This window comes from Bradyrhizobium cenepequi (assembly GCF_020329485.1).
GTDB lineage: Bacteria > Pseudomonadota > Alphaproteobacteria > Rhizobiales > Xanthobacteraceae > Bradyrhizobium > Bradyrhizobium cenepequi.
Genome location: NZ_JAGKJI010000022.1, coordinates 115,478 through 134,496, shown reverse-complemented (window position 1 = coordinate 134,496; position 19,019 = coordinate 115,478). Strand labels below are relative to the sequence as shown.

General features: G+C 63.5%; 20 protein-coding genes. 10 read left to right on the top strand and 10 right to left on the bottom strand.

Translation table 11 applies throughout. The features are described from left to right. Positions 1-159: 159 nt before the first annotated feature. On the bottom strand, positions 160-2,151 hold the full coding sequence (gene dnaG, locus J6497_RS22705; protein ID WP_225706496.1) for a DNA primase: 1,992 nt from the start codon (positions 2,149-2,151) through the stop codon (positions 160-162). 170 nt (positions 2,152-2,321) lie between these two features. On the opposite strand from dnaG, the gene J6497_RS22700 reads away from it, so the two are divergent. Continuing rightward, the gene (locus J6497_RS22700; protein WP_225706495.1) at positions 2,322-2,876 is read left to right on the top strand and encodes a chlorite dismutase family protein; all 555 of its coding nucleotides are present in this window, start codon (positions 2,322-2,324) and stop codon (positions 2,874-2,876) included. Here J6497_RS22700 and J6497_RS22695 read toward each other — a convergent pair whose 3' ends face one another. Further along, positions 2,877-3,275, bottom strand: coding sequence for a gamma-glutamylcyclotransferase family protein (locus J6497_RS22695; RefSeq protein ID WP_225706494.1), 399 nt, complete (start codon positions 3,273-3,275; stop codon positions 2,877-2,879). Between the two features lie 311 nt (positions 3,276-3,586). On the opposite strand from J6497_RS22695, the gene J6497_RS22690 reads away from it, so the two are divergent. The 4 genes from J6497_RS22690 to J6497_RS22675 all read left to right on the top strand — a co-directional run bounded on the left by J6497_RS22690 (position 3,587) and on the right by J6497_RS22675 (position 7,539). Further along, complete coding sequence (locus J6497_RS22690; protein ID WP_225706493.1) at positions 3,587-4,384, top strand: N-formylglutamate amidohydrolase; 798 nt, start codon at positions 3,587-3,589, stop codon at positions 4,382-4,384. A gap of 106 nt (positions 4,385-4,490) precedes the next feature. Then, positions 4,491-5,648 (top strand): 8-amino-7-oxononanoate synthase, encoded by a 1,158-nt coding sequence (locus J6497_RS22685; RefSeq protein ID WP_225706492.1) that lies wholly within the window; start codon positions 4,491-4,493, stop codon positions 5,646-5,648. Next, the gene (bioD, locus tag J6497_RS22680) at positions 5,645-6,277 is read left to right on the top strand and encodes a dethiobiotin synthase (RefSeq protein ID WP_225706491.1); all 633 of its coding nucleotides are present in this window, start codon (positions 5,645-5,647) and stop codon (positions 6,275-6,277) included. Before J6497_RS22685 ends, bioD begins: the two co-directional genes overlap by 4 nt. After that, positions 6,274-7,539 (top strand): adenosylmethionine--8-amino-7-oxononanoate transaminase, encoded by a 1,266-nt coding sequence (locus J6497_RS22675; protein WP_225706490.1) that lies wholly within the window; start codon positions 6,274-6,276, stop codon positions 7,537-7,539. The genes bioD and J6497_RS22675 overlap by 4 nt, the downstream gene beginning before the upstream one ends. A gap of 100 nt (positions 7,540-7,639) precedes the next feature. On the opposite strand, the gene J6497_RS22670 is transcribed toward J6497_RS22675, so the two are convergent. From J6497_RS22670 to J6497_RS22660, 3 genes are all read right to left on the bottom strand, one after another. Then, the gene (locus tag J6497_RS22670) at positions 7,640-8,257 is read right to left on the bottom strand and encodes a LysE family translocator (protein ID WP_225706489.1); all 618 of its coding nucleotides are present in this window, start codon (positions 8,255-8,257) and stop codon (positions 7,640-7,642) included. Between the two features lie 75 nt (positions 8,258-8,332). Further along, the gene (locus J6497_RS22665; RefSeq protein ID WP_225706488.1) at positions 8,333-8,869 is read right to left on the bottom strand and encodes a hypothetical protein; all 537 of its coding nucleotides are present in this window, start codon (positions 8,867-8,869) and stop codon (positions 8,333-8,335) included. A gap of 7 nt (positions 8,870-8,876) precedes the next feature. After that, entirely contained in the window at positions 8,877-10,319 is a 1,443-nt protein-coding gene (locus J6497_RS22660) for an LVIVD repeat-containing protein (protein ID WP_225706487.1), read from the bottom strand. Positions 10,320-10,437: 118 nt separating this feature from the next. On the opposite strand from J6497_RS22660, the gene J6497_RS22655 reads away from it, so the two are divergent. From J6497_RS22655 to J6497_RS22640, 4 genes are read left to right on the top strand one after another with little or no spacing between them, the layout of a single operon-like run. After that, positions 10,438-10,752 (top strand): ArsR/SmtB family transcription factor, encoded by a 315-nt coding sequence (locus tag J6497_RS22655; RefSeq protein WP_225706542.1) that lies wholly within the window; start codon positions 10,438-10,440, stop codon positions 10,750-10,752. Then, complete coding sequence (locus tag J6497_RS22650; RefSeq protein ID WP_225706486.1) at positions 10,745-11,206, top strand: SRPBCC family protein; 462 nt, start codon at positions 10,745-10,747, stop codon at positions 11,204-11,206. The genes J6497_RS22655 and J6497_RS22650 overlap by 8 nt, the downstream gene beginning before the upstream one ends. 19 nt (positions 11,207-11,225) lie before the next feature. Then, on the top strand, positions 11,226-11,693 hold the full coding sequence (locus tag J6497_RS22645) for an SRPBCC family protein (protein ID WP_225706485.1): 468 nt from the start codon (positions 11,226-11,228) through the stop codon (positions 11,691-11,693). A 32-nt stretch (positions 11,694-11,725) separates the two neighbouring features. Then, positions 11,726-12,238 (top strand): SRPBCC family protein, encoded by a 513-nt coding sequence (locus J6497_RS22640; protein ID WP_225706484.1) that lies wholly within the window; start codon positions 11,726-11,728, stop codon positions 12,236-12,238. 169 nt (positions 12,239-12,407) lie between these two features. Here the strand turns inward: J6497_RS22640 and J6497_RS22635 are convergent, their stop codons facing one another. Further along, the gene (locus tag J6497_RS22635) at positions 12,408-14,018 is read right to left on the bottom strand and encodes an acyl-CoA synthetase (RefSeq protein ID WP_225706483.1); all 1,611 of its coding nucleotides are present in this window, start codon (positions 14,016-14,018) and stop codon (positions 12,408-12,410) included. A gap of 404 nt (positions 14,019-14,422) precedes the next feature. On the opposite strand from J6497_RS22635, the gene J6497_RS22630 reads away from it, so the two are divergent. Further along, complete coding sequence (locus J6497_RS22630; protein ID WP_225706482.1) at positions 14,423-14,713, top strand: hypothetical protein; 291 nt, start codon at positions 14,423-14,425, stop codon at positions 14,711-14,713. 65 nt (positions 14,714-14,778) lie between these two features. Here the strand turns inward: J6497_RS22630 and J6497_RS22625 are convergent, their stop codons facing one another. The 4 genes from J6497_RS22625 to J6497_RS22610 all read right to left on the bottom strand — a co-directional run bounded on the left by J6497_RS22625 (position 14,779) and on the right by J6497_RS22610 (position 18,918). Then, positions 14,779-15,306 carry a DUF4112 domain-containing protein gene (locus tag J6497_RS22625; RefSeq protein WP_376708257.1) on the bottom strand — a complete coding sequence of 176 codons (528 nt, stop codon included), beginning with the start codon at positions 15,304-15,306 and terminating at the stop codon, positions 14,779-14,781. Between the two features lie 203 nt (positions 15,307-15,509). Further along, positions 15,510-15,929 carry a DUF5413 family protein gene (locus tag J6497_RS22620; protein ID WP_225706480.1) on the bottom strand — a complete coding sequence of 140 codons (420 nt, stop codon included), beginning with the start codon at positions 15,927-15,929 and terminating at the stop codon, positions 15,510-15,512. Positions 15,930-16,011: 82 nt separating this feature from the next. Continuing rightward, the gene (locus tag J6497_RS22615) at positions 16,012-17,589 is read right to left on the bottom strand and encodes a hypothetical protein (RefSeq protein WP_225706479.1); all 1,578 of its coding nucleotides are present in this window, start codon (positions 17,587-17,589) and stop codon (positions 16,012-16,014) included. 36 nt (positions 17,590-17,625) lie between these two features. Next, positions 17,626-18,918 (bottom strand): adenylosuccinate synthase, encoded by a 1,293-nt coding sequence (locus tag J6497_RS22610; protein ID WP_225706478.1) that lies wholly within the window; start codon positions 18,916-18,918, stop codon positions 17,626-17,628. Between the last annotated feature and the right edge of the window lie 101 nt (positions 18,919-19,019).

Below are 19,019 nucleotides of genomic sequence, written 5' to 3'. Positions count from 1 at the left end.
AAGGGCGGCGCAAACCTGTCGCCACCCTTGATCCGCCTCGACCAGTGTGCACCAATAACGGTGCGGCAATTAAGTTTCGCTTAACCCTGTTTTTGCAGCCAAACCATGGATTTGGCGAGTCTTGCGGACTTGGCACGAGCCTTCCGCATGATTCTTTCATCACACGCTGCGCTGGAACCGGCCCGACAGCTCACCAAATCCCTCGATCAGGGCCTCGGTGCCTTCGGCTTCTGCCATCCGTGCCTGAATGTCCCGCAGCCACGCCCAGTTCGCCTCGCTGGAATCCTCGGCGTAAGCCTGCTCGGCGTCCTTCTTTTCCCTAAGTAATGCATGTGTTTTCTGATGCAAGGCAACGAGTTGCCGCCAAGTGGAAAGAACATCCTCGCGTGCGGCGCCGCTTTGCACGCCCCACACCGCCTGCGTCGTGATCGCCCGCTCAACCCTTTGAAGCATTTGCGAAAATCCGCCCGCTGTGAGGTCGGCCCGCATTTTTTCCGCCTGCTCCTCCTCGTCGGGAGAATGGTGGTGATCGTTGGCGAAGGCGGCGATGATGCCAGCGCGGAGCTTGTGCGCCTCGGGATGGGCGAGCTCGAGGGCGGCAACCTCCTCCAGATGGTCGTGCAGCAGCCAGGGATGGTTGATCAGGGTCTGCAGGATCAGGGCCTCGCGGCGGGACAGCGCGCTGCGCTGGCCGTGCATGATCGGGCTGTTGGCCAGTTGCGGGCTCGCAGCCTGGTACGGACCGCGGGGAAGCCCCTGGGCCAGGCCGGCCGGTGGGCCGAACCGCCCGCCACCGGGGGCGCGAGGCGCGAATCGGCGGGGTGATTCGCTGCCCCTGGGCGAGCGGAAAGGGCCGCGGCCATAGCCGCCGCGGGCGGGCTCGGGGGCAAAATTGCGCTGCAGGCGCTCGGCAAAATCCTGCCGGTAGTAGCGGCGGACCACGTCGTCGCGGACGGCATTGGTGAGCTCGCCGATGCGGGCCTCCAATGCGGCGCGGCGCTCGGGGGTGGCGAAATTGCCGCCCTCGAGCTCGCGCGACCAGAGCACGTCGGCGAGGCCGCGGGCGGCCGAGATCACCTCCTCGATTGCGCCGCGCCCGCCGGAGCGGGCGAGATCGTCGGGGTCCTGGCCTTCCGGCAACAGCGCAAAGCGCAGGCTCTTGCCGGGCTTCAGATGCGGCAGCGCCAGATCGGCGGCGCGATATGCCGCCTTCTGGCCAGCGCGGTCGCCGTCGAAACAGAGGATCGGCTCGTCCGCCATCTTCCAGAGCAGCGCCAGCTGGTTCTCGGTGAGCGCGGTGCCAAGCGGCGCCACCGCGCCCGCGAAGCCCGAGGTGACCATGGCGATGACGTCGACATAGCCTTCGACCACGATCAGGGCAGCGCCGTCATGGGCGGCCTGGCGGGCGGTCGCGAGATTGTAGAGGTTGTCGCGCTTGTGGAAGAGCGGGGTTTCCGGCGAGTTCAGGTACTTGGCCGGGACGTCCTTCTCCAGCGCGCGGCCGCCGAAGGCGATCACGCGGCCGCGGAGGTCGGTGATCGGAAACATCACGCGGTCGCGAAAGCGGTCGTAGGGCACCGGGACGTCGTCCCCGGCGACCAGCAGCCCCGCCTCCACCATGTCCTCGGTCGAAATCCCCTGGGAGCCCAGGAATTCCTTCAGCGCAAAGCGTTCCGGCGGCGCATAGCCCAGGCGGAACTGCAATTGCGTCGCCGGCGAGATCGCGCGGTCGGCGAGATAGCCGCGCGCTTTGGCGCCGGTCCGCGAGGCCAGCGTGTCGGCAAAGAACTTGGCGGCCAGTTCCATCACGTCGTGCAGCGTCTTGCGGCGCTGCTCGTGGCGGGCGGCATCCGGCGTCACGGCCGGCAGCGGCATGCCGGCCATCGCCGCGAGCCGCTCGACCGCTTCCGGGAAGGAGACGCCCTCGGTCTCCATCACGAAATCGAAGATGTTGCCGTGCTTGCCGGAGGAAAAGTCGTGATAGAAGCCCTTTTGGTCGTTGACCGTGAACGACGGCGTCTTTTCCTGCTGGAACGGCGACAGCCCCTTCCACTCCTTCCCTGCCTTCTTCAACCGCACGCGCTTGCCCACGACTTCCGAGACCGGAAGCCGGGCGCGCAGTTCGTCGAGGAATTGCGGGGTGAAGCGCATGGGGCGATTTCTAGGGTGGGCGTGAACCGGTCACCGATACAGGGAGGACGTCCTCAACGGATCAACAATGTCGTGATTCGCCCGGTATTCACAGGAGCAACGGGCTTTGTCGCGCCCGTCAACAACACGGGAAGCTTGAACCTCGCTCGGTTCCGGGGTTGGATAGTACCATGTTCACGACCTTCAGGGGCGGACAGAGCGGCGGCTGGCGCGTCACCTCGATCTCCAAGGTGAAGGGCGAGACGCTGCCGCGCGTGGCGGCGGTGTCGATCATCGCGAGCGAAGCGATCGCGCTGCCGCTGTTGCCGTCGACCACCGCCTGGCGGCTTGCCGGCGTCACCAGTCATCTGCGCTATACAAACCGGGCGGAGAAGGAACAGCTTGACGCGCAGCAGCCCGCGCTTGGCCGGCGCGAGGCGAGCTGCGCGGCGCTGATCCCGATCCGGAAAACGGTCGCGTGGTGGAATCTGACGCCGGAAGAGCGGCGGGACCTCTTCGAGGACAAGTCGCACCACATCGCCGGCACGCTGAAATATCTGCCCGCGATCGCGCGGCAGCTGTTCCACAGCCGCGACCTCGGCGAGCCCTTCGACTTCCTCACCTGGTTCGAATTCGCGCCCGAGCATATCGCGCTGTTCGACGAGCTGGTGGCGATGCTGCGCGCGACCGAAGAATGGAGCTATGTCGAGCGCGAGGTCGATGTCCGGCTCGAGCGGGAGGAGTGACTACTTCTCCAGGAAGCGGCCCGAGGTGATGCGCGTCAGGCGGGCGACCGGCCAGTTGTAGACATAGGTCCACGCTTCGGCCTTGGCGCCGTCGGACAATATCAGCGGCAGCATCTGGCGGACATATTCGGTCGGCTGCGGAAAACCCTCGCCGCAGGCTTCGTACATATCGAACTCGCGCAACAGCTCGTCCGGAACGCGCAGGCGAAACAATTCGCCGTGCACGATATCGGCGGGATCGTCGGATAGCACGAGCCCCGGATAATGCTTTACCAGGTAAAGCCGGCCCTGGCAGCACGCCTCACCGATGAAATCGGCATTGCCCGAGAGCAGCCGTGCCATCGGATGGTCGAAGCCGTGCATCAGCGTGCCATAGACGAAGAGACAGTTGGAGATCATGGCTCTCTATGTCATTGCGAGCGGAGCGAAGCAATCCGTCTTGCTGCTCGTGCAGGCGTGGACCACTCGCTCGAAATGACGGAGACCGAGCGTGTCCGCCCGCTCGTCGAAGGCGATCGCCACACTGTTGCCGAACACATCGTGGATTCAGCGCAGCGACATCGGCTGTGGCTCTCATCTGAGATCGTCTCGACCACGCGCAAGTCATGGCTGTCGCGCGGGCTGGGCATGATGCGGTGCTCGCCGAACGCTCCGGATGGGTGTAGCGATGTAGACGCGCCGCTTCGATAGGCAAAGTTGAGGACGAAATCTTGGACACCACGACCGGCACTACGTTCCTGCTCACGGACGAAAACGTTCCGCCGGTCCACGAACAAAATGCCGATGGCCGCTCGTCGTTCCTGTTCACCTGCGACCATTATGGGCGGTTGATCCCGCGTATGCTCGGCGATCTCGGCCTCTCCGGAAGCGAGCTGACGCGGCACATCGCCTGGGACATCGGGATCGCCGGCGTCGCCGAGCAGCTTGCGGGGCAGCTCGACGCGCATCTGGTGGCGCAGCGTTATTCGCGGCTCGTGATCGACTGCAACCGCCCCCCGCATGTCGCAAGCTCGATCCCCCTGATCAGCGAGGCCACCACGATCCCCGGCAATGAGGGATTGACGCGCGAAGCCGCGGAGGCACGGCGGCAGGCGATCTTCGATCCCTATCACCGGCGGATCGACGAGATCATCGACCGGCGGCTGCGCGCGGGCAAGCCGACGGCGCTGGTGTCGCTGCACAGCTTCACGCCGGTTTATGCCGGGATCGATCGTCCCTGGCATATCGGCACGCTCTATCACCGCGACACCGTTCTGCCGCCGCTGCTCCTGAAGCATTTGCGCGGCGAGGGCGACCTCGTGGTCGGCAACAACGAGCCCTATGCGGTCAGCGACGAGACCGACTACACGATCCCCGTCCATGGCGAGAGGCGCGGCCTGATGAATACGGGAATCGAGATCCGCCAGGACCTGATCTCCGACCAGGCCGGACAGAAGGCGTGGGCCGACCGGCTGGCGCGGATCCTTGCCGAGATCGAGACGACATTAAGCGCAGAGAAGCTGAGCTAGCGCGCTGCGCATAACGAAACCGGCCACACCTCACCTCACGCCATGACTCGTCCTTCTAGCGATCGTCAGGACTTATGGACGATGGATGGCCAACACGGAGTGAAGAATGCCCCCCATCCACGACGCTAAAGTTGCCGGTTACGTCGCGACCTTGGGTGCCCTGGGAGAAGACAACAGGCTGCGCGGCCTCAAGCCGCGAGCGGGGATCGATTTCGTCTCGAACGATTATCTCGCGCTGGCGAGCGCGCCGCGCATGAAGAAGGCTATCGCGGCTGCAATCGATACCGGCACACCGATTGGAGCCGGCGGATCGCGGCTTCTGCGTGGAAACTGCGAGGAGCATGAAAATGTCGAAGCAGAAGCCGCCAGGTTCTTCGGAGCAGAGACGGCGCTCTTCTTTGGCAGCGGCTATGTTGCAAATTTTTCCGTCCTGACAACGCTGCCGCAACGGGGCGATTTGCTCGTCCTCGATTCTCTCGTGCACGCGAGTATTCATGAAGGCGCGCGGGCTGGCCGGGCCGAGTTTCGGATGAGCGCCCACAACGACCCATCCTCGGTCGAAAACACAATTCGCGACTGGCGGGCGAAAAGCGGAACGGGGCGCATCTGGATCGTGGTCGAAAGTCTGTACAGTATGGATGGCGATTTCGCCCCGCTCGAAGAGCTGCTGGCAATCGCGGACCGGCACGATGCTTTCCTGATGGTGGATGAGGCCCATGCCACCGGCGTCTACGGCGAGCACGGACGAGGGCTCACCGCGCCCTATGAGGGGCGCGAAAATCTGGTGGTCGTTCACACCTGCGGCAAAGCGCTGGGTGCTGCCGGCGCGCTCGTCACTGCGACACGCGTCCTGCGTGATTTCCTGGTCAATCGCTGCCGTTCATTCATCTTCTCCACCGCACCGTCACCTTTGATGGCGGTCGCAGTGCGGGAGGCACTCTTGATCCTGCGGGACGAACCTGACCGGCAGCGGCGGCTGGCCAATCTGGTCGCGTTCACGCATCGGGAGATCGCTGCGCGCAGTGGCCTAAGAAGTCCATCGTGCTCGCAGATCGTGCCATATATCGTGGGCGACAATGCGCGTGCGATGCGGCTCGCGTCTGCGCTGCAGGCTCGCGGATTCGACATCCGTGGAATCCGGCCGCCGACCGTGCCGGCGGGCACCGCACGACTGCGCATTTCCCTGACGCTGAACGTCGGAGAGGCTGACGTGCGCGCAATGCTCGATGCACTGATGGAAGAGATAAGAGGCGAAGCTCGATGAGACACCGAATCGTGGTGGCCGGCACCGACACCGGGATTGGAAAGACAGTCTTTTCGGCCGGGCTCGCCAATTTCCTTGACGCCAATTATTGGAAGCCGATCCAGGCTGGTCTTGAAGGAGAGACCGACTCCCAGACCGTCGCGCGGCTCGCTGATCTCTCCGATGATCGCATCGTGCCGGAGCGTTATCGTCTCAAGACACCAGCTTCGCCCCATCACGCCGCAGAAGCTGACGGGATTTGCATTGACGCGCAGTCGCTCGATGTGCCGGATTCCGGGGAGCGTCCCCTTGTGATCGAAGGCGCGGGCGGACTGATGGTGCCGCTCAATCGCAGCACGCTCTACATTGATATCTTCGCGCGATGGCATCTTCCGGTCGTGCTTTGCGCGCGTACTACGCTCGGCACCATCAATCACTCGCTGTTATCGATTGAAGCATTGCGACGCCGAAAGATCGAGATTGTCGGGATCGCATTCATCGGCGAAGAGAATGCCGACAGCGAGGCGACGGTCTGCAAGATTGGAGGCGTGAGGAGATTGGGCCGACTGCCCTGGCTTTCTCGTCTCACGACGAGCGCGCTCCGGACCGCGTTCGAAGCTTCGTTCCGCCGCGACGAGTTCGACCTATGATGCCAAAGAGGAAATCGCCGATCTGGCATCCGTTCACGCAACATGCGCTTCAAGGCGAGATGACAAAAGTTGTCCGCGGAGAGGGCGCATACCTCTACACCGCGGATGGCCACCGCATCATCGATGCGATCTCATCCTGGTGGGTCGTGACCCACGGTCATTGCCATCCACACATCGTCAGCGCGATTCAGAAACAGGCAGAGACGCTCAATCAGATCATCTTCGCCGGCCACACGCATGAGCCCGCCGAGGAGGTCGCCGCGCTTCTTCTACAACTTGCGCCCCGCGGCCTCGACTACGTGTTCTTCTCCGACAGCGGTTCGACCTCCGTGGAAGTGGCGCTGAAAATGGCGCTGGGCTACTGGCGTAACATAGGCGAGCCGCGAACACGTCTGATCGTCATGCAGCACTCGTATCACGGCGACACGATAGGGACGATGTCGGTCGGCGCGCGCGGCGTGTTCAACGCGGCGTACGAGCCTCTGCTGTTCGACGTCACCTCTGTCCCGTTCCCCGCGAGCGGTCGCGAACAGGCAACACTCGATGCCCTCGAGGCTGCGTGCCGGAACGGGAATGCGGCAGCCTTTATCGTGGAGCCGCTGATCCTGGGCGCCGGCGGGATGCTGATGTATCCAGCCTGGGTCCTCAAAGAGATGAGGCGGATCTGCGAGGCGTCGGGCGTCTTGCTCATTGCCGACGAGGTAATGACCGGCTGGGGCCGCACGGGGACGCTGTTCGCTTGTGAGCAGGCGGACGTGTCTGCGGATATCGTCTGCTATTCGAAAGGCCTCACCGGCGGATCGCTTCCGCTCGCGGTCACACTCTGCCGCGCAGATATTTTTAGAGCACACTACTCGAACGATCGTGCGCGCACGTTCTTTCACTCCAGTTCCTATACCGCAAATCCGGTCGCATGCGCAGCCGCCAAAGCAAACTTCGATCTTTGGCAACGCCAGGACGTTCGAGAGCGCATGGCGTTCGTCGCTGCGATGCAGGAGCAGCAAATTGAGCGATTCCGCGCCGACTCGCGCTTCGAAAACGTCCGTCGGACCGGGACCATCACGGCGCTCGATCTGAAAGGGAGCGATGCGGGTTATCTCGCAGATATCGGTCCGAAACTTCAAGCTTTCTTCAGGGATCGAAATCTACTGCTGCGCCCGCTCGGCAACACAATCTATGTGATGCCGCCCTATTGCGTAACGGCGACAGATCTTGCCGAAATCTACGCCTGCATCAGCGATGCTGCCGATGCGCTGGCTTGACATCGCCTCTTGGTCTCCGGATTCGGCTCAGGCCGCATACAGCGGAATCCGCCTGATGATTTCGGAAAACGGATCTTCACTTTTCCGGATCATGCTCTAGCTAGCGCGCCCGTGTCAGCGCGAGCCAGATGCCGCCGCCGATCATGAAGCCGCCGGAGATGCGCGAGACCAGGCGCGTCCGCTGCTTGGAAAAGAATTTTCGCGCGCGGCCGGCGAGCAGCGCATACACCATGTCGCTCATGGCCGCCGTCACCATGAAGGTCACGCCAAGCAGCGCGACTTGCGGGAAGTGATCCTTGTTCAGGTCCACGAACTGTGGAATGAACGCGCCGAAGAACACCAGAACTTTCGGGTTCGACAGCAGCACCAGGAATCCCTGCAGGAAGAAGCCGCCGCGCGGCGGCTTCGGCGGCGCATCCGCGCTCACCTCCTCGACCGGCGAGCGGATCAGCTTGATGCCGAGCCAGACAAGGTACGCCGCACCGGCAAAGCGCACCCAGTCGAACCAATAGCCCATCGTCGCCATCAGCGAGGTGAGACCGACGGCGACGACGCCGATCACGATCGCCAGCCCCGCCTGCGCACCAAGCACATTGGTCAGTGAGGCGCGGGTGCCATAGCGCAGGCCGTTGGCGATCACCAGCGTGACGATCGGCCCAGGCAACAAAGCGAGCGCAATGCAGGCGGCAACGTAAGCGAGATAGGCTTGAAGGGACATAGGGAGGACTCGGCTGGAGGCTCTGCTCGCATCATAGAGATGGGAATGCCCAGGACAAGCCCTGCGTGGTCAGTTCTATTGCGTATTCATCGCTGACTTCATCCATCGCGCCGGCTCGGCCTTCGCCAGTAATTCCAGCGCAGCGCGCTGTACCTGAATGGCATCTCCCCTGCCCTGCGCCGCTGCCACCAGAAGATCGCAGCGGTGCGAGACAGCAATGCCGATCGCAGCACGCGTGCCATCGCCCAGCCTCAGATTGTAGGGTCTGATACGTCCGGGCATATCGGCGACGCGCACGGCCTCGCCAGCGCTGATCGGGACAAAACGTTCGCTGATCAAGTCGACATCCGCAACGCGGTCGACCTCGTCGTCATCGGCAACACCGCTTGTGCAATTACAGAATCCGAGCTTCGGCCGGATGTAGACTTCGATATCGCCGCCGCAGGACGCCGCGCTGCAGTGGAACGCACGGCCCGCAGGCCAGCCGTCGCGCGGGAATGGCCAGGCGATCTCGTTCCAGTCGTCAGGCGGCGTCGCGCGCTCGTAAGCCGCAACGCCCGACAGGACGCCGAGCACGAGCGTCGCAGTCGCTATGACCGACCAGGCGCGCATTCGTCCCTCACGGCAGGCCGGCGCTGGCACGCGCCTCGTCGGTCAGTTCGAGGATATGCAGGCCGGTGTTGGCGCGGTCGACCGCATAGATGTAGCCGCGCTCGTCGGTCTCGACATTGTTGGTCTGGATCGCGACCTTGCAGCGGTCCTTGCCCTCGATGGTGACGCAGCGCTTGTCGGTTGCCGGCGTGATCGACGGGATGAAGTAGCCGACCTCCTTCGGGTGATAGGGATCGCGGATGTCGAGCGCACGGACACCGGCATTGAAGAAGGCGATGAAGGCCACCTTCTTGTAGTAGACCGGCGCCATGCTCTCGTTGGAGGAATGTGAGCCGAACCGCCCGCCGCGCTCGCAGAAGGAGCCGCTCGCTTCCGGCACGGTGTAACTCGAGATCATCATCGGCCGTGTCTCGGTGGTGACATCGGCAAACCACACCATCTGCCGCGCCTCGCCACATTCGTTCAAGATCGCCTCGTCGACGATCATGACGATGTCGCGGGTCTTGCCATCCTTGTCGTGTGCGAATTCCGCGATCGGCATTTCCGGCATCGGGAACGTCGTGTGTGCGCCGTTGAGTGCCGACAGCGGCATGCGCGATATTTCGGGATAACGGAGATTTTCCGCGATCGGCTCCTTCGGCCCGTTGAGCAACTTTTCACGGTCGACGATCTGCAGGAAACCGCCTTTGTTGGTGCCATAGCCGAAATAGACGCGGTTGCCAGATGGTCCCGTCGAGATCGGCCCGTGCAGTTCGGTCGGCACCGCGCCGGTCGAACCAGGCTCCTGGCCTGGCAGGCCAAAATCCCTGATCTTCACGGGATGGGCGGGATCACTGAGATCGTAGACCTGCGTCATGCGACGGGTGCGCCAGTCCGGCGCGCCCGAGACCAGGAAGGCGATGCCGGTGTTGCACTCCCACCAGCTCTTGTGCGTGTCCTTCAGTCCGCCGATCCGCGTGATCAGCGCTGGATTGGCGGGATCGGCGACATTCCAGATCTCATGCGCCTCGCTGCCGAAGGTGCGCAGCATATAGACCGCGTTGCGATCCCCCTTCGGCAAATCCTTGCCGTCGCAGACGCGCACCATCTGTGCGCCACCGGACTCATATTTGCCCTCCTGCCCCGGAATGTGGCGCAGATATTTTGGATGCGCGGGATCGGTGACATCGACGATCGACGTGCCGTTGGGTTCCGGCTTGCCGGTCATCGGATTGATGGGATCGGGAATCCCGTCGGTGCCGCCGTGATGGCCGATATAGGCGATCCAGCGGTCGCCCTGATGATGGATGGTCGGCTGATAGGCGCTGCGCGCCTGCAGATCGTTGGTTCCCACCAATTTCATGTTTGAGGCTTCGGGCGGCGCTCCGATCTTTTGCTGCTGCGCATAGACGTCCGCACCCCCGACAAAAGCAATTGCCACACACAGCGCAAGTTTACCGCTACCCTTCATGCGTTACTCCCCTTTTTGAAGCCAATCTCCGTTGGCTGACGGCAGGATAACACAACCAAACGCTGCGCCAAAAACACGCCCTTGACATGCAACCATTTGGTTGCCTATTTTCGCGCGCATGGACGAAGTCTTCAAAGCCCTGGCGGACGCATCGCGGCGGTCGCTCCTGGACAGGCTTCACGCCAGAAACGGACAGACATTGAACGAGTTGTGCGAAGGCCTCGCGATGACGCGACAGGCGGTCACCAAGCACCTTGCGATCCTTGAGCAGGCCAACCTCGTCAGCACGTTCAAGCATGGCCGCGAGAAGCTGCACTATCTCAATCCGGTGCCGATCCATCAGATCGGCGAACGGTGGATCAGGAAATTCGAGCGCGCCAAGCTGGTGGCGCTCAGCGAATTGAAACGGCAACTGGAGAAGCGTGATGAGTAAGCCGGAATTCGTCTATGTGATCTATATCGAGGCGACTTGCGAAAAGGTCTGGGATGCGCTGATCGATCCGGAGATGACCAAGGATTATTGGGGCAGGAAGCGCAACCGCTCGGAGTGGAGCAAGGGCGCGAGGTGGCAGCACGAAGATTACGATGACCCTTCCGAGGTCGCCATCGCCGGCACCGTCATCGAGAGCGAGCGTCCGCATCGGCTCGTGCTGAGCTGGGCCCAGCCGGCAAATCTAGGCAATGCCGACAAGGTGTCCCGGGTTACCTTCACGATCGAGGAGCAGTTCGGCTCGACCAGGCTGACAGTCGTGCACAGCGAACTCGACGACGAGATGCTGCGCGGCGTCAGCGCCGGCTGGCCCGCCGTCCTGTCGAGCATGAAAACGATGCTGGAGACAGGCGCGTCGATGCCGATGACGCGCCGACGCTGGAAGGGCGGCGATTAGCCTCGCGGGAGGGTTCAAGATGTCCAAGCCGGAATTCGTGTACGTCACCTATATCGAGACCACGCCGGAGAAATTGTGGGAGGCGCTGACCAATAGCGAATTCACCAAGCAGTACTGGTTCAACACGGAAGTGAAATCCGACTGGAAGGTGGGTTCCCCGTTCGCGCTGGTCATGAACGGCATCACGACCGACGTGGGCGAAATTCTCGAGGCCGACCGGCCGCGGCGTCTTGCCTACACCTTCAAGCACCAGCTTGATGAGGAGTTGCGCAAGGAGCCGCCGACCAAGGTCGTCTTCACCATCGAGCCCCACGGCAACCTTACGAAGCTGACCGTGACGCATGAAGGCTTCGTCGAAGGCAGCAAGCTTTTTGACGGCATCTCCAAGGGGTGGCCGGCGATTCTGTCCGGACTCAAGACCCTGCTTGAGACAGGGAAAGTGTTCGCGATCCCGCCTCGCGCGCTTGGGATCGAAGGATTCGAATAGAGATGAAGATCTATCGGAGGATTCGAGTGGACATGAACATCGAAAAATTCAAGCCGGCGATCGTCTACACGATCTATATCGCCTCCACACCGGAGAAGGTCTGGGAGGCGCTGACCAACGCCGAGTTCAGCCGCAAGTATTTTTTCGGCAACGCGGTCGAGGTCGATCTCAGGGTCGGCGGCGCATTCATGGTGCGCACGCCGGATGGCGCACCGCACATTACCGGCGAGGTGATCGAATGCGAGCCGGCGCGAAAGCTGACCGTGACCTTTAACGTCAACTGGCCGGCCCTGGTAGAAAAGCTCGGGCCGACGCTCGTGACCTATGAGATCGAACCAGCGGGCAACGCGGTCAAGTTGACGCTGCTGCAATCGCACGACCGGCCGCTCAGCGACGATATCCTCTCCGGCGGCCGCGCCGGCTGGCCCGCGATCCTCTCCAGCCTCAAGAGCCTGCTCGAAACCGGCAATGCCCTCGTCGTCCAGATGCAGCCGCCGGAGCGGATGCTGGCGGCGCTGAAGGAGCTGGGAATCGCGACGCCGTAAGCGGCGCGAACACAAGTGGGCTCCCTCTCCCCGTTCTTACGGGGAGAGGGTTGGGGTGAGGGGCTCTCTCCGCGCAGACGTTGATAGACGAACTCGTGGAGGCTCCCCCTCACCCGAAATTCAAGCTGCGCTTGAATTTCGACCTCTCCCCGCAAGCGGGGCGAGGTGTTTACCCCCGCGCCCGCAATTCGCGACGCAGCACCTTGCCGGTTGCGGTCATTGGCAGCGACTCCGCGAACTCCACAAAGCGCGGGTATTCGTGGGCAGCGAGTTGCACCTTGACGAAATCCTGGATCTCACGGGCGAGCGTGTCGCTCGGGGCATAGCCCGGTCGGAGCACGATCCAGGCCTTGATGGATTCGGTCCTGATAGGATCGGGAATGCCGACGACGGCCGACATCGCGACCGCCGGATGCTTCATCAGCGTGTGCTCGATCTCGGACGGGCCGACGCGATAGCCGGCGGTGGTGATGACGTCGTCCTCGCGGCTGACGTACCAGAAATAGCCGTCCTCATCCTGCACGCCGAGATCGCCGGTCAGCAGGAACTCGCCGGCATATTTCTTCGCGGTCGCCTCCGGGTTGCGCCAATACTCGATCATGGTGACGGGGCACGGCTGGCGCACGCCGATGATGCCCCTCGTCCCGCGCGGCAGCTCCTCGCCCTTCTCATTCACAATACGCACGTCGAAGCCCGGCGTCGCCCTGCCCATCGAGCCTGGGCGGATCGGAAACAGGTTCGAATTGCTGCCGATCACAAGGTTGCATTCGGTCTGGCCGAACACCTCATGGGCGTCGATGCCGAAGGTATCGCGCACCCAGCCCAATAATTCGCCGCCGAGCGACTCGCCGCCGGTGAAGATGCTGCGCAGCTTCACGCCGGAGTTCTTGACGCCCGCCTGCCGCATCAGCTTCAGCGCGGTCGGCGGCAGGAACACGTTGCGGATTCCGAGTTCGGCCATCATCTGCATCGCCGCCTGCGGCTCGAATTTGCGCGCGCGATGGCCGACCACGGGAATGCCGTGGTACCAGAACGCGAACAGGCCGTTGATCAAGCCGCCGATCCAGGCCCAATCCGCCGGCGTCCACATGAGGTCGCCGGGCCGCGGCAGGAAGTTGTGGCACATCTCGACATTCGGCAGGTGGCCGAGCACGACGCGATGCGCGTGCAGCGCGCCCTTCGGGTTACCCGTGGTGCCCGACGTGTAGATGATGAGTGCGGGATCATCGGCCGAGGTGTCGACGCTGGTAAACTCCGCCGACGCCGCACGCAGTGACGGCCAGAACGGCTTGGTGCCTGCTGGCACCTCGTCGCTGACCACATAGACGTTCTTCAGCTCGGGCAGGCGGTCGCGGATCTTCGCCAGCTTCTGCCAGCCGGCCGCGTCGGTGACGATCGCTTTCGCTTCGGCGTTCGACAGCCGGAATTCCAGCGCATCCTCACCGAACAGCGCGAACAGCGGGATCGAGATCAGCGCGGAGCGGAAGGCGGCAAAATGCGCGATCGGCAATTCCAGCGATTGCGACAGGAACACCGCGACGCGGTCGCCGCGCACAAGACCATCAGCCTTCAGCACATTGGCGAAGCGGCGCGACATTTCCGCGACCTCATCAAAGGTCGTGCGCGCCTGGCTGCCGTCCTCATCGACATAGACCAGCGCAAGCCGCTTAGTGCCGTCGGCATGACGGTCGCAGCAGGCCGTCGCCATGTTGAAGCGCGCCGGGACCTCCCAGCGGAAGTTGCGGTAGAGTTCGTCGTAGGTTGCGGCTTCCTTGAGCATGATCCTCGGGCGTTCCTGACGTTTCCTCAGGGGCCGGCGGCGCGAGACGCAATCACCGGCCATTCTGTTCTTGCCGCCAGTTTTAAAGCCCCGCGCGTCCCGCACAAGCTCCGCGTCCCCGGCGCTGAGAGCGCTGCCGAACGGCGCCATGCAACCCCCGTGTTTACCGGTGTCTGTCGCGCGAAAAATCTTATAACCGTCTGATTTAATTACATTTATCTGAATTTCTTTACTGCCATGCGTGGATTCATCATGAGGTCTGTCGCTGGCGTTCAGGGGTCGCAATTTTGTCAAATAAGCCTATATTAGGGATCGAAATGACATGTGCGGCGCGCCGCCGGTTGTGGCCGCCGTCCCCAACTCCCAATCGCGCTAGCGCCAAGAAGAGTAAGAGGTCGTCGACCATGCGTCCTATGCGTCCGTTCAACTTTAACACTGCCGCCGAACTGTTTCCCGCCGCCATTCGCAAGAAGAAGCGAGCAGGTTTCGCCTATCGGCGCTTTGGCACCGCGGCGGAAGCCGTGCGCTATGCCATGGAGGAGTTGCCGGCGGATTCGCTGAACGGCGCCTATCTGCAGGTCGAAGAAGCCCGTTTCGACCAGAACGGCATCCGCTCGCTCTATGAGAGCGAGGCGTTTCCGCTGCCCCGCCGTCCGCGCCCGGTGCAGACCAATACCGACGCCGACGCAGCTTAAACCAATCCGTCCCCGACCCAAGCGAAAAGCCCTCGGGATGATCCGGGGGCTTTCTCTTTTTGCGCTTACGGTCGCGGCTGCTTGTCCAGCCAGCGCTTGAGCATGCGCACGTTCCGGACATTGGCGCGGAACACGACGTCGAACGCGTCGCCGGCAAGCGGCACCAGGCCGACCGCGCCGTCGAGCGCGACGTTGGCAAGCATCCGCGCGGTGATGTGCCAGGGCGCGCCCAGCGCACGCGCTTCCCGCACCAGCCACAGCGAGATCGCCGTCGTGATGATGTCGCCGACCACGGGGATCAGGCCGATCAGCCCATCGATGCCGTAGCGGATGTTGGTGCCGGGCACGATGAAGGCGACGTCGAGCAGTTTCGCGATCGCCTCGAGCCGCGCCAGCCGCTGCTCACGGGTGAGATTGCCGAACGGATTGGCACCCTCGAAATCCAACCGGAACGCTTCGAATTGCGGATGCAGCGCGGTTTCCGGAATCTCGCGTCCGTCCTGGTCGATGATTTTTCCCTGCGGCCTGGCGTCGCGGTAGGCGCCGCGCGAGCGGGCACGGTTGGGCGTGAAGATGTCGTCGGGCATGCGCATGACATGGTAACGCAAGGGCGCGGTACAAGTTGCGTCACATTACCGCTCTGTCACCTGGCGGCGAGGCTCGCACCACAGATACGCCGTCATTCCGGGGCGCGACGAAGCCGCGAGCCCGGAATCCATTTCTCCCGCTTGCGCATGCGACGCAATGGATTCCGGGTTCGCGCTGACGCGCGCCCCGGAATGACAGAGAGAGTGGCTTATGTCGTCACTGGCTGCGGCTCTTCCGCATATTTGTGCGCCAGCCAGGATGACAGCGTTGCCGGCACGCAGCCGACAAGCCCGTAGAGGATGAACTGCACCACGCCGGAGTCCGGTCCGCGCGAGCCGTAGAGCAATTCGGACGCGATGAAGCCGATTGTGCCAATGACCAGTATCCGCACGGACGGACTGATCTTCCGCACATGCATCAGGATATCGTCGATTGCCCCCAGCATCAGCGACGGCACGATACCGAACAGATACGCGTATTGCAGCGTCTTGGCGAAAGCCAGGAAGAACTTTCCGACCTCGTGAGCGCCCGTCTCGGTCCAATAGCCGGACTGATAGCTGGTCGCGAACAGCAGAATGAGACCACCGATGAACGGGCCGATAGCGGCGAAGATCAGGTAGCGTTTCATGGTGCCTAACTCACTGCACTAACGACGCCGCTCTTGCCTTACGACAGGTTAGCGGCATTGTCCCGACGAGGAAATAACTCCCTCACTCCCCCCATGCCGCGAACGCATCATTAAACGCGCGTTCCCCCGGCGCCCCCTTCTCGATCGCGATGATGGCGCGGCGTTGGTTGGAGTAGACGAGCGGAATGTCGAACCAGGAGCGCTCCTTCAGGAGCTGCAGGTTGCGCGAGCGGTCGGCATCGACGTTGGAGAGGCCGACCAGGAAGAAGCCGTCGGTGACCTTCACCGCAAGGCCTGCGAGTGGCGTGCCGCGGGCCTGCTCGTTGGACTTCATCAGGATGCCCGGCACGTTGCCGACGCCGCCGTTCGGGAAGTCCTGCGGCAGGATGAAGGTGAGCTCGGCGGTGTGGCTTGCGGGCAAGGACGAGTCGGTGTTGCGGCGGAACGACATCGTCATCTTGAACTTGCGGTCGGGAATCTCGATGTCGGCGCGCACGGCGATGTCAGCGGGCGAGTTGCCGGCGGCCTTGATCGGTTCGGTGCGCCAGATCACCGAGCCCACATATTGCTTGCCCTTGGGATCGCTGGGGTCCTCGTCATAGAGCACGACGCGCTGCGCCACCGGCGCGACCGGCTCGGTGGACGACGGCTGGCCGACACGGTCCGGGATCTTCGGCTTGGTGGCGGGCGCCGATGCGTCCTTCGGCGCCTCCACCGAGGATGATGACTTGAGCAGGCTGCTCACCACCGTGACCGCCTGCTTACCCCAGAGGATGCCGGCGCCGATCAGGATCAGGATGATGCCAACCGCGATCGCACTCTTGAACGGGAATGCCGAGCCGAGCCGCGCGCTCTTCTTGAGCTCGCGATCGCCGCCATTGCCGATCCGCGTCCGCAGCTGCGATCCCTGCGGCGCGTAGCGCTCAGCCTCCTCGCTCGACTCGTCATAGGAGTATGTGGCATCCGGATCGGCGCCGCGATTCTCCATGTTCGGCTCGAGCCGGTCGAACTCCGGCGAGGGCGACGGCACGTTGGCGTAGGTTTTGCGCGCGTTGCGGTTGGCCTGCGCGGCGGCGCGGCCGAGATCGTCGGCGTCGGCGGCGAGATCGCGGAAACCGCGAAGGCCAGGCGGCTGCGGCACTGGCGGCCCGCCATTGGTGGCGGCACCGTTATTGTCAGGCCCGCGGCGCGCGCCGGGAGGCCGCTGCGGATCTGGCGGCTGGGGCGCCGGCGGCCGCGGGGTGACCGGCGGAGCCTCGCCACGGAGGTTGCGCTGCGGGCGATCCTCGCCAACGGTCGGACGCGGTGGCGGCGGAGTGCGCGGGCGCGGCGGCGTGGCTGGGGCCTGAGCGCCTTCCGGCGGGCGGGTGGTCGCCGTGGCCGTGGCACGGCGGAAGGCGTCGCCGCTGCGGGAACCGCCGCCGGGACGGCTAGCCTCGCGGGCGCGCTGGGCGGCTTCCGATTCGACCTTGCGCACGGCCTCTTCGAGCGACAGCCGCTCGCGGGTGATCTCGGACTCGGAAAGCGGCGGCTGGACGCTGCGGAGCTGCTGGATCAGCGCAGCCCGCGCCCGCTCGTAAAGCGCGCGGCGGCTCTCACCGGGAGCATTGGGATCCAATCCGGCGATGGCACGGGCAATCAGCGGGTAGTAATCAGCCATTTCCACTCAAATTGGTGGGATATAGGTAATATCCCGTTAAGCCTCGAACGGATTTTGTACCAGAATAGTATCCTCGCGTTCCGGGCTGGTGGAAAGTAGTGCGATCGGGCAGCCGACCAGTTCCTCCACCCGGCGGACATATTTGATGGCCTGCGCCGGCAGGTCGGCCCAGGAACGGGCGTTCGCCGTCGGCTGCTTCCAGCCCTCGATCGTCTCATAGATCGGCACCACGCGGGCCTGTGCGCCTTCGCCCGCCGGCAGGTGGTCGATTTCCTTGCCGTCGAGCTTGTAGCCGGTGCAGACCTGTATGGTATCGAATCCATCTAGAATATCGAGCTTGGTCAGCGCCAGTCCCGTGATGCCGCAGGTGCGCACCGTCTGCCGCACCAGCACCGCGTCGAACCAGCCGGTGCGACGCTTGCGGCCGGTGTTGACGCCGAATTCCTTGCCACGGCGGCCGATTTCCTCGCCGATCTCGTCCGTCAGCTCGGTCGGGAACGGCCCCTGACCGACGCGGGTGGTGTAGGCCTTGCAGATCCCCAGGACATAGCCGACCGCGCCGGGGCCGAGCCCAGCGCCGGTTGCCGCCTGCGCCGCCACCGTGTTGGAAGAGGTGACGTAAGGATAGGTGCCGTGATCGACATCGAGCAGCGCGCCCTGGGCACCTTCGAACAGGATACGCTTGCCCTCGCGGCGCTTGAGGTCGAGCAGTCGCCAGACCGTTTCGGCATAGGGCAGGATTTTCGGCGCCAGCGCCGTCAGCTCGCGCAGAATGCCCTTGCCGTCGATCTCCTCCAGATTGAGGCCGCGGCGGAGCGCATTGTGATGCGCCAGCAGCCGGTCGATCTTGTGCTGCAAGGTGTCGAGGTCGGCCAGGTCCATCAGGCGGATGGCGCGGCGGCCGACCTTGTCCTCATAGGCCGGGCCGATGCCGCGGCGAGTGGTGCCGATCGCGGTCACCGCGTTGGATGATTCGCGCAGCGCGTCGAGATCGCGGTGCAGCGGCAGGATCAGCGTGACGTTCTCGGCAATCCGCAAATTGTCCGGGCTGACCGCAACGCCCTGCCCCTTCAGCCGCGCCACCTCATCCAGGAAGGCTTGCGGATCGAACACGACGCCATTGCCGATCACGGCCAGTTTCGATGGCCGCAGCACGCCCGACGGCAGCAGTGCGAGCTTGTAGGTCTCGCCGTTGATCACAAGCGTATGGCCGGCATTGTGACCGCCCTGGAAGCGCACGACGATGTCGGCCTGCTCCGACAGCCAGTCGACGATCTTGCCCTTCCCTTCGTCGCCCCACTGGGCGCCGACCACGACAACATTGGCCATTTCGCAAGCGTTCCCTGCAACACTTCAAGGTTCGATCATGATCACAGCGGAAAAGCGGTGCCGAACTTTCCGGATCATGGTTTAAGCTGCCCGGCCGAAAT

What these genes read in the sequence shown, in the direction of transcription:
- J6497_RS22610 (WP_225706478.1), bottom strand. Translation starts at nt 18,918, where the DNA reads ATGGCCAATGTTGTCGTGGTCGGCGCCCAGTGGGGCGACGAAGGGAAG.
- J6497_RS22670 (WP_225706489.1), bottom strand. Translation starts at nt 8,257, where the DNA reads ATGTCCCTTCAAGCCTATCTCGCTTACGTTGCCGCCTGCATTGCGCTC.
- J6497_RS22685 (WP_225706492.1), top strand. Translation starts at nt 4,491, where the DNA reads ATGCCCCCCATCCACGACGCTAAAGTTGCCGGTTACGTCGCGACCTTG.
- J6497_RS22695 (WP_225706494.1), bottom strand. Translation starts at nt 3,275, where the DNA reads ATGATCTCCAACTGTCTCTTCGTCTATGGCACGCTGATGCACGGCTTC.
- J6497_RS22625 (WP_376708257.1), bottom strand. Translation starts at nt 15,306, where the DNA reads ATGCGCATGCCCGACGACATCTTCACGCCCAACCGTGCCCGCTCGCGC.
- J6497_RS22665 (WP_225706488.1), bottom strand. Translation starts at nt 8,869, where the DNA reads ATGCGCGCCTGGTCGGTCATAGCGACTGCGACGCTCGTGCTCGGCGTC.
- J6497_RS22655 (WP_225706542.1), top strand. Translation starts at nt 10,438, where the DNA reads ATGGACGAAGTCTTCAAAGCCCTGGCGGACGCATCGCGGCGGTCGCTC.
- J6497_RS22620 (WP_225706480.1), bottom strand. Translation starts at nt 15,929, where the DNA reads ATGAAACGCTACCTGATCTTCGCCGCTATCGGCCCGTTCATCGGTGGT.
- J6497_RS22675 (WP_225706490.1), top strand. Translation starts at nt 6,274, where the DNA reads ATGATGCCAAAGAGGAAATCGCCGATCTGGCATCCGTTCACGCAACAT.
- J6497_RS22650 (WP_225706486.1), top strand. Translation starts at nt 10,745, where the DNA reads ATGAGTAAGCCGGAATTCGTCTATGTGATCTATATCGAGGCGACTTGC.
- J6497_RS22645 (WP_225706485.1), top strand. Translation starts at nt 11,226, where the DNA reads ATGTCCAAGCCGGAATTCGTGTACGTCACCTATATCGAGACCACGCCG.
- J6497_RS22660 (WP_225706487.1), bottom strand. Translation starts at nt 10,319, where the DNA reads ATGAAGGGTAGCGGTAAACTTGCGCTGTGTGTGGCAATTGCTTTTGTC.
- J6497_RS22630 (WP_225706482.1), top strand. Translation starts at nt 14,423, where the DNA reads ATGCGTCCTATGCGTCCGTTCAACTTTAACACTGCCGCCGAACTGTTT.
- bioD (WP_225706491.1), top strand. Translation starts at nt 5,645, where the DNA reads ATGAGACACCGAATCGTGGTGGCCGGCACCGACACCGGGATTGGAAAG.
- dnaG (WP_225706496.1), bottom strand. Translation starts at nt 2,151, where the DNA reads ATGCGCTTCACCCCGCAATTCCTCGACGAACTGCGCGCCCGGCTTCCG.
- J6497_RS22700 (WP_225706495.1), top strand. Translation starts at nt 2,322, where the DNA reads ATGTTCACGACCTTCAGGGGCGGACAGAGCGGCGGCTGGCGCGTCACC.
- J6497_RS22615 (WP_225706479.1), bottom strand. Translation starts at nt 17,589, where the DNA reads ATGGCTGATTACTACCCGCTGATTGCCCGTGCCATCGCCGGATTGGAT.
- J6497_RS22640 (WP_225706484.1), top strand. Translation starts at nt 11,726, where the DNA reads ATGAACATCGAAAAATTCAAGCCGGCGATCGTCTACACGATCTATATC.
- J6497_RS22635 (WP_225706483.1), bottom strand. Translation starts at nt 14,018, where the DNA reads ATGCTCAAGGAAGCCGCAACCTACGACGAACTCTACCGCAACTTCCGC.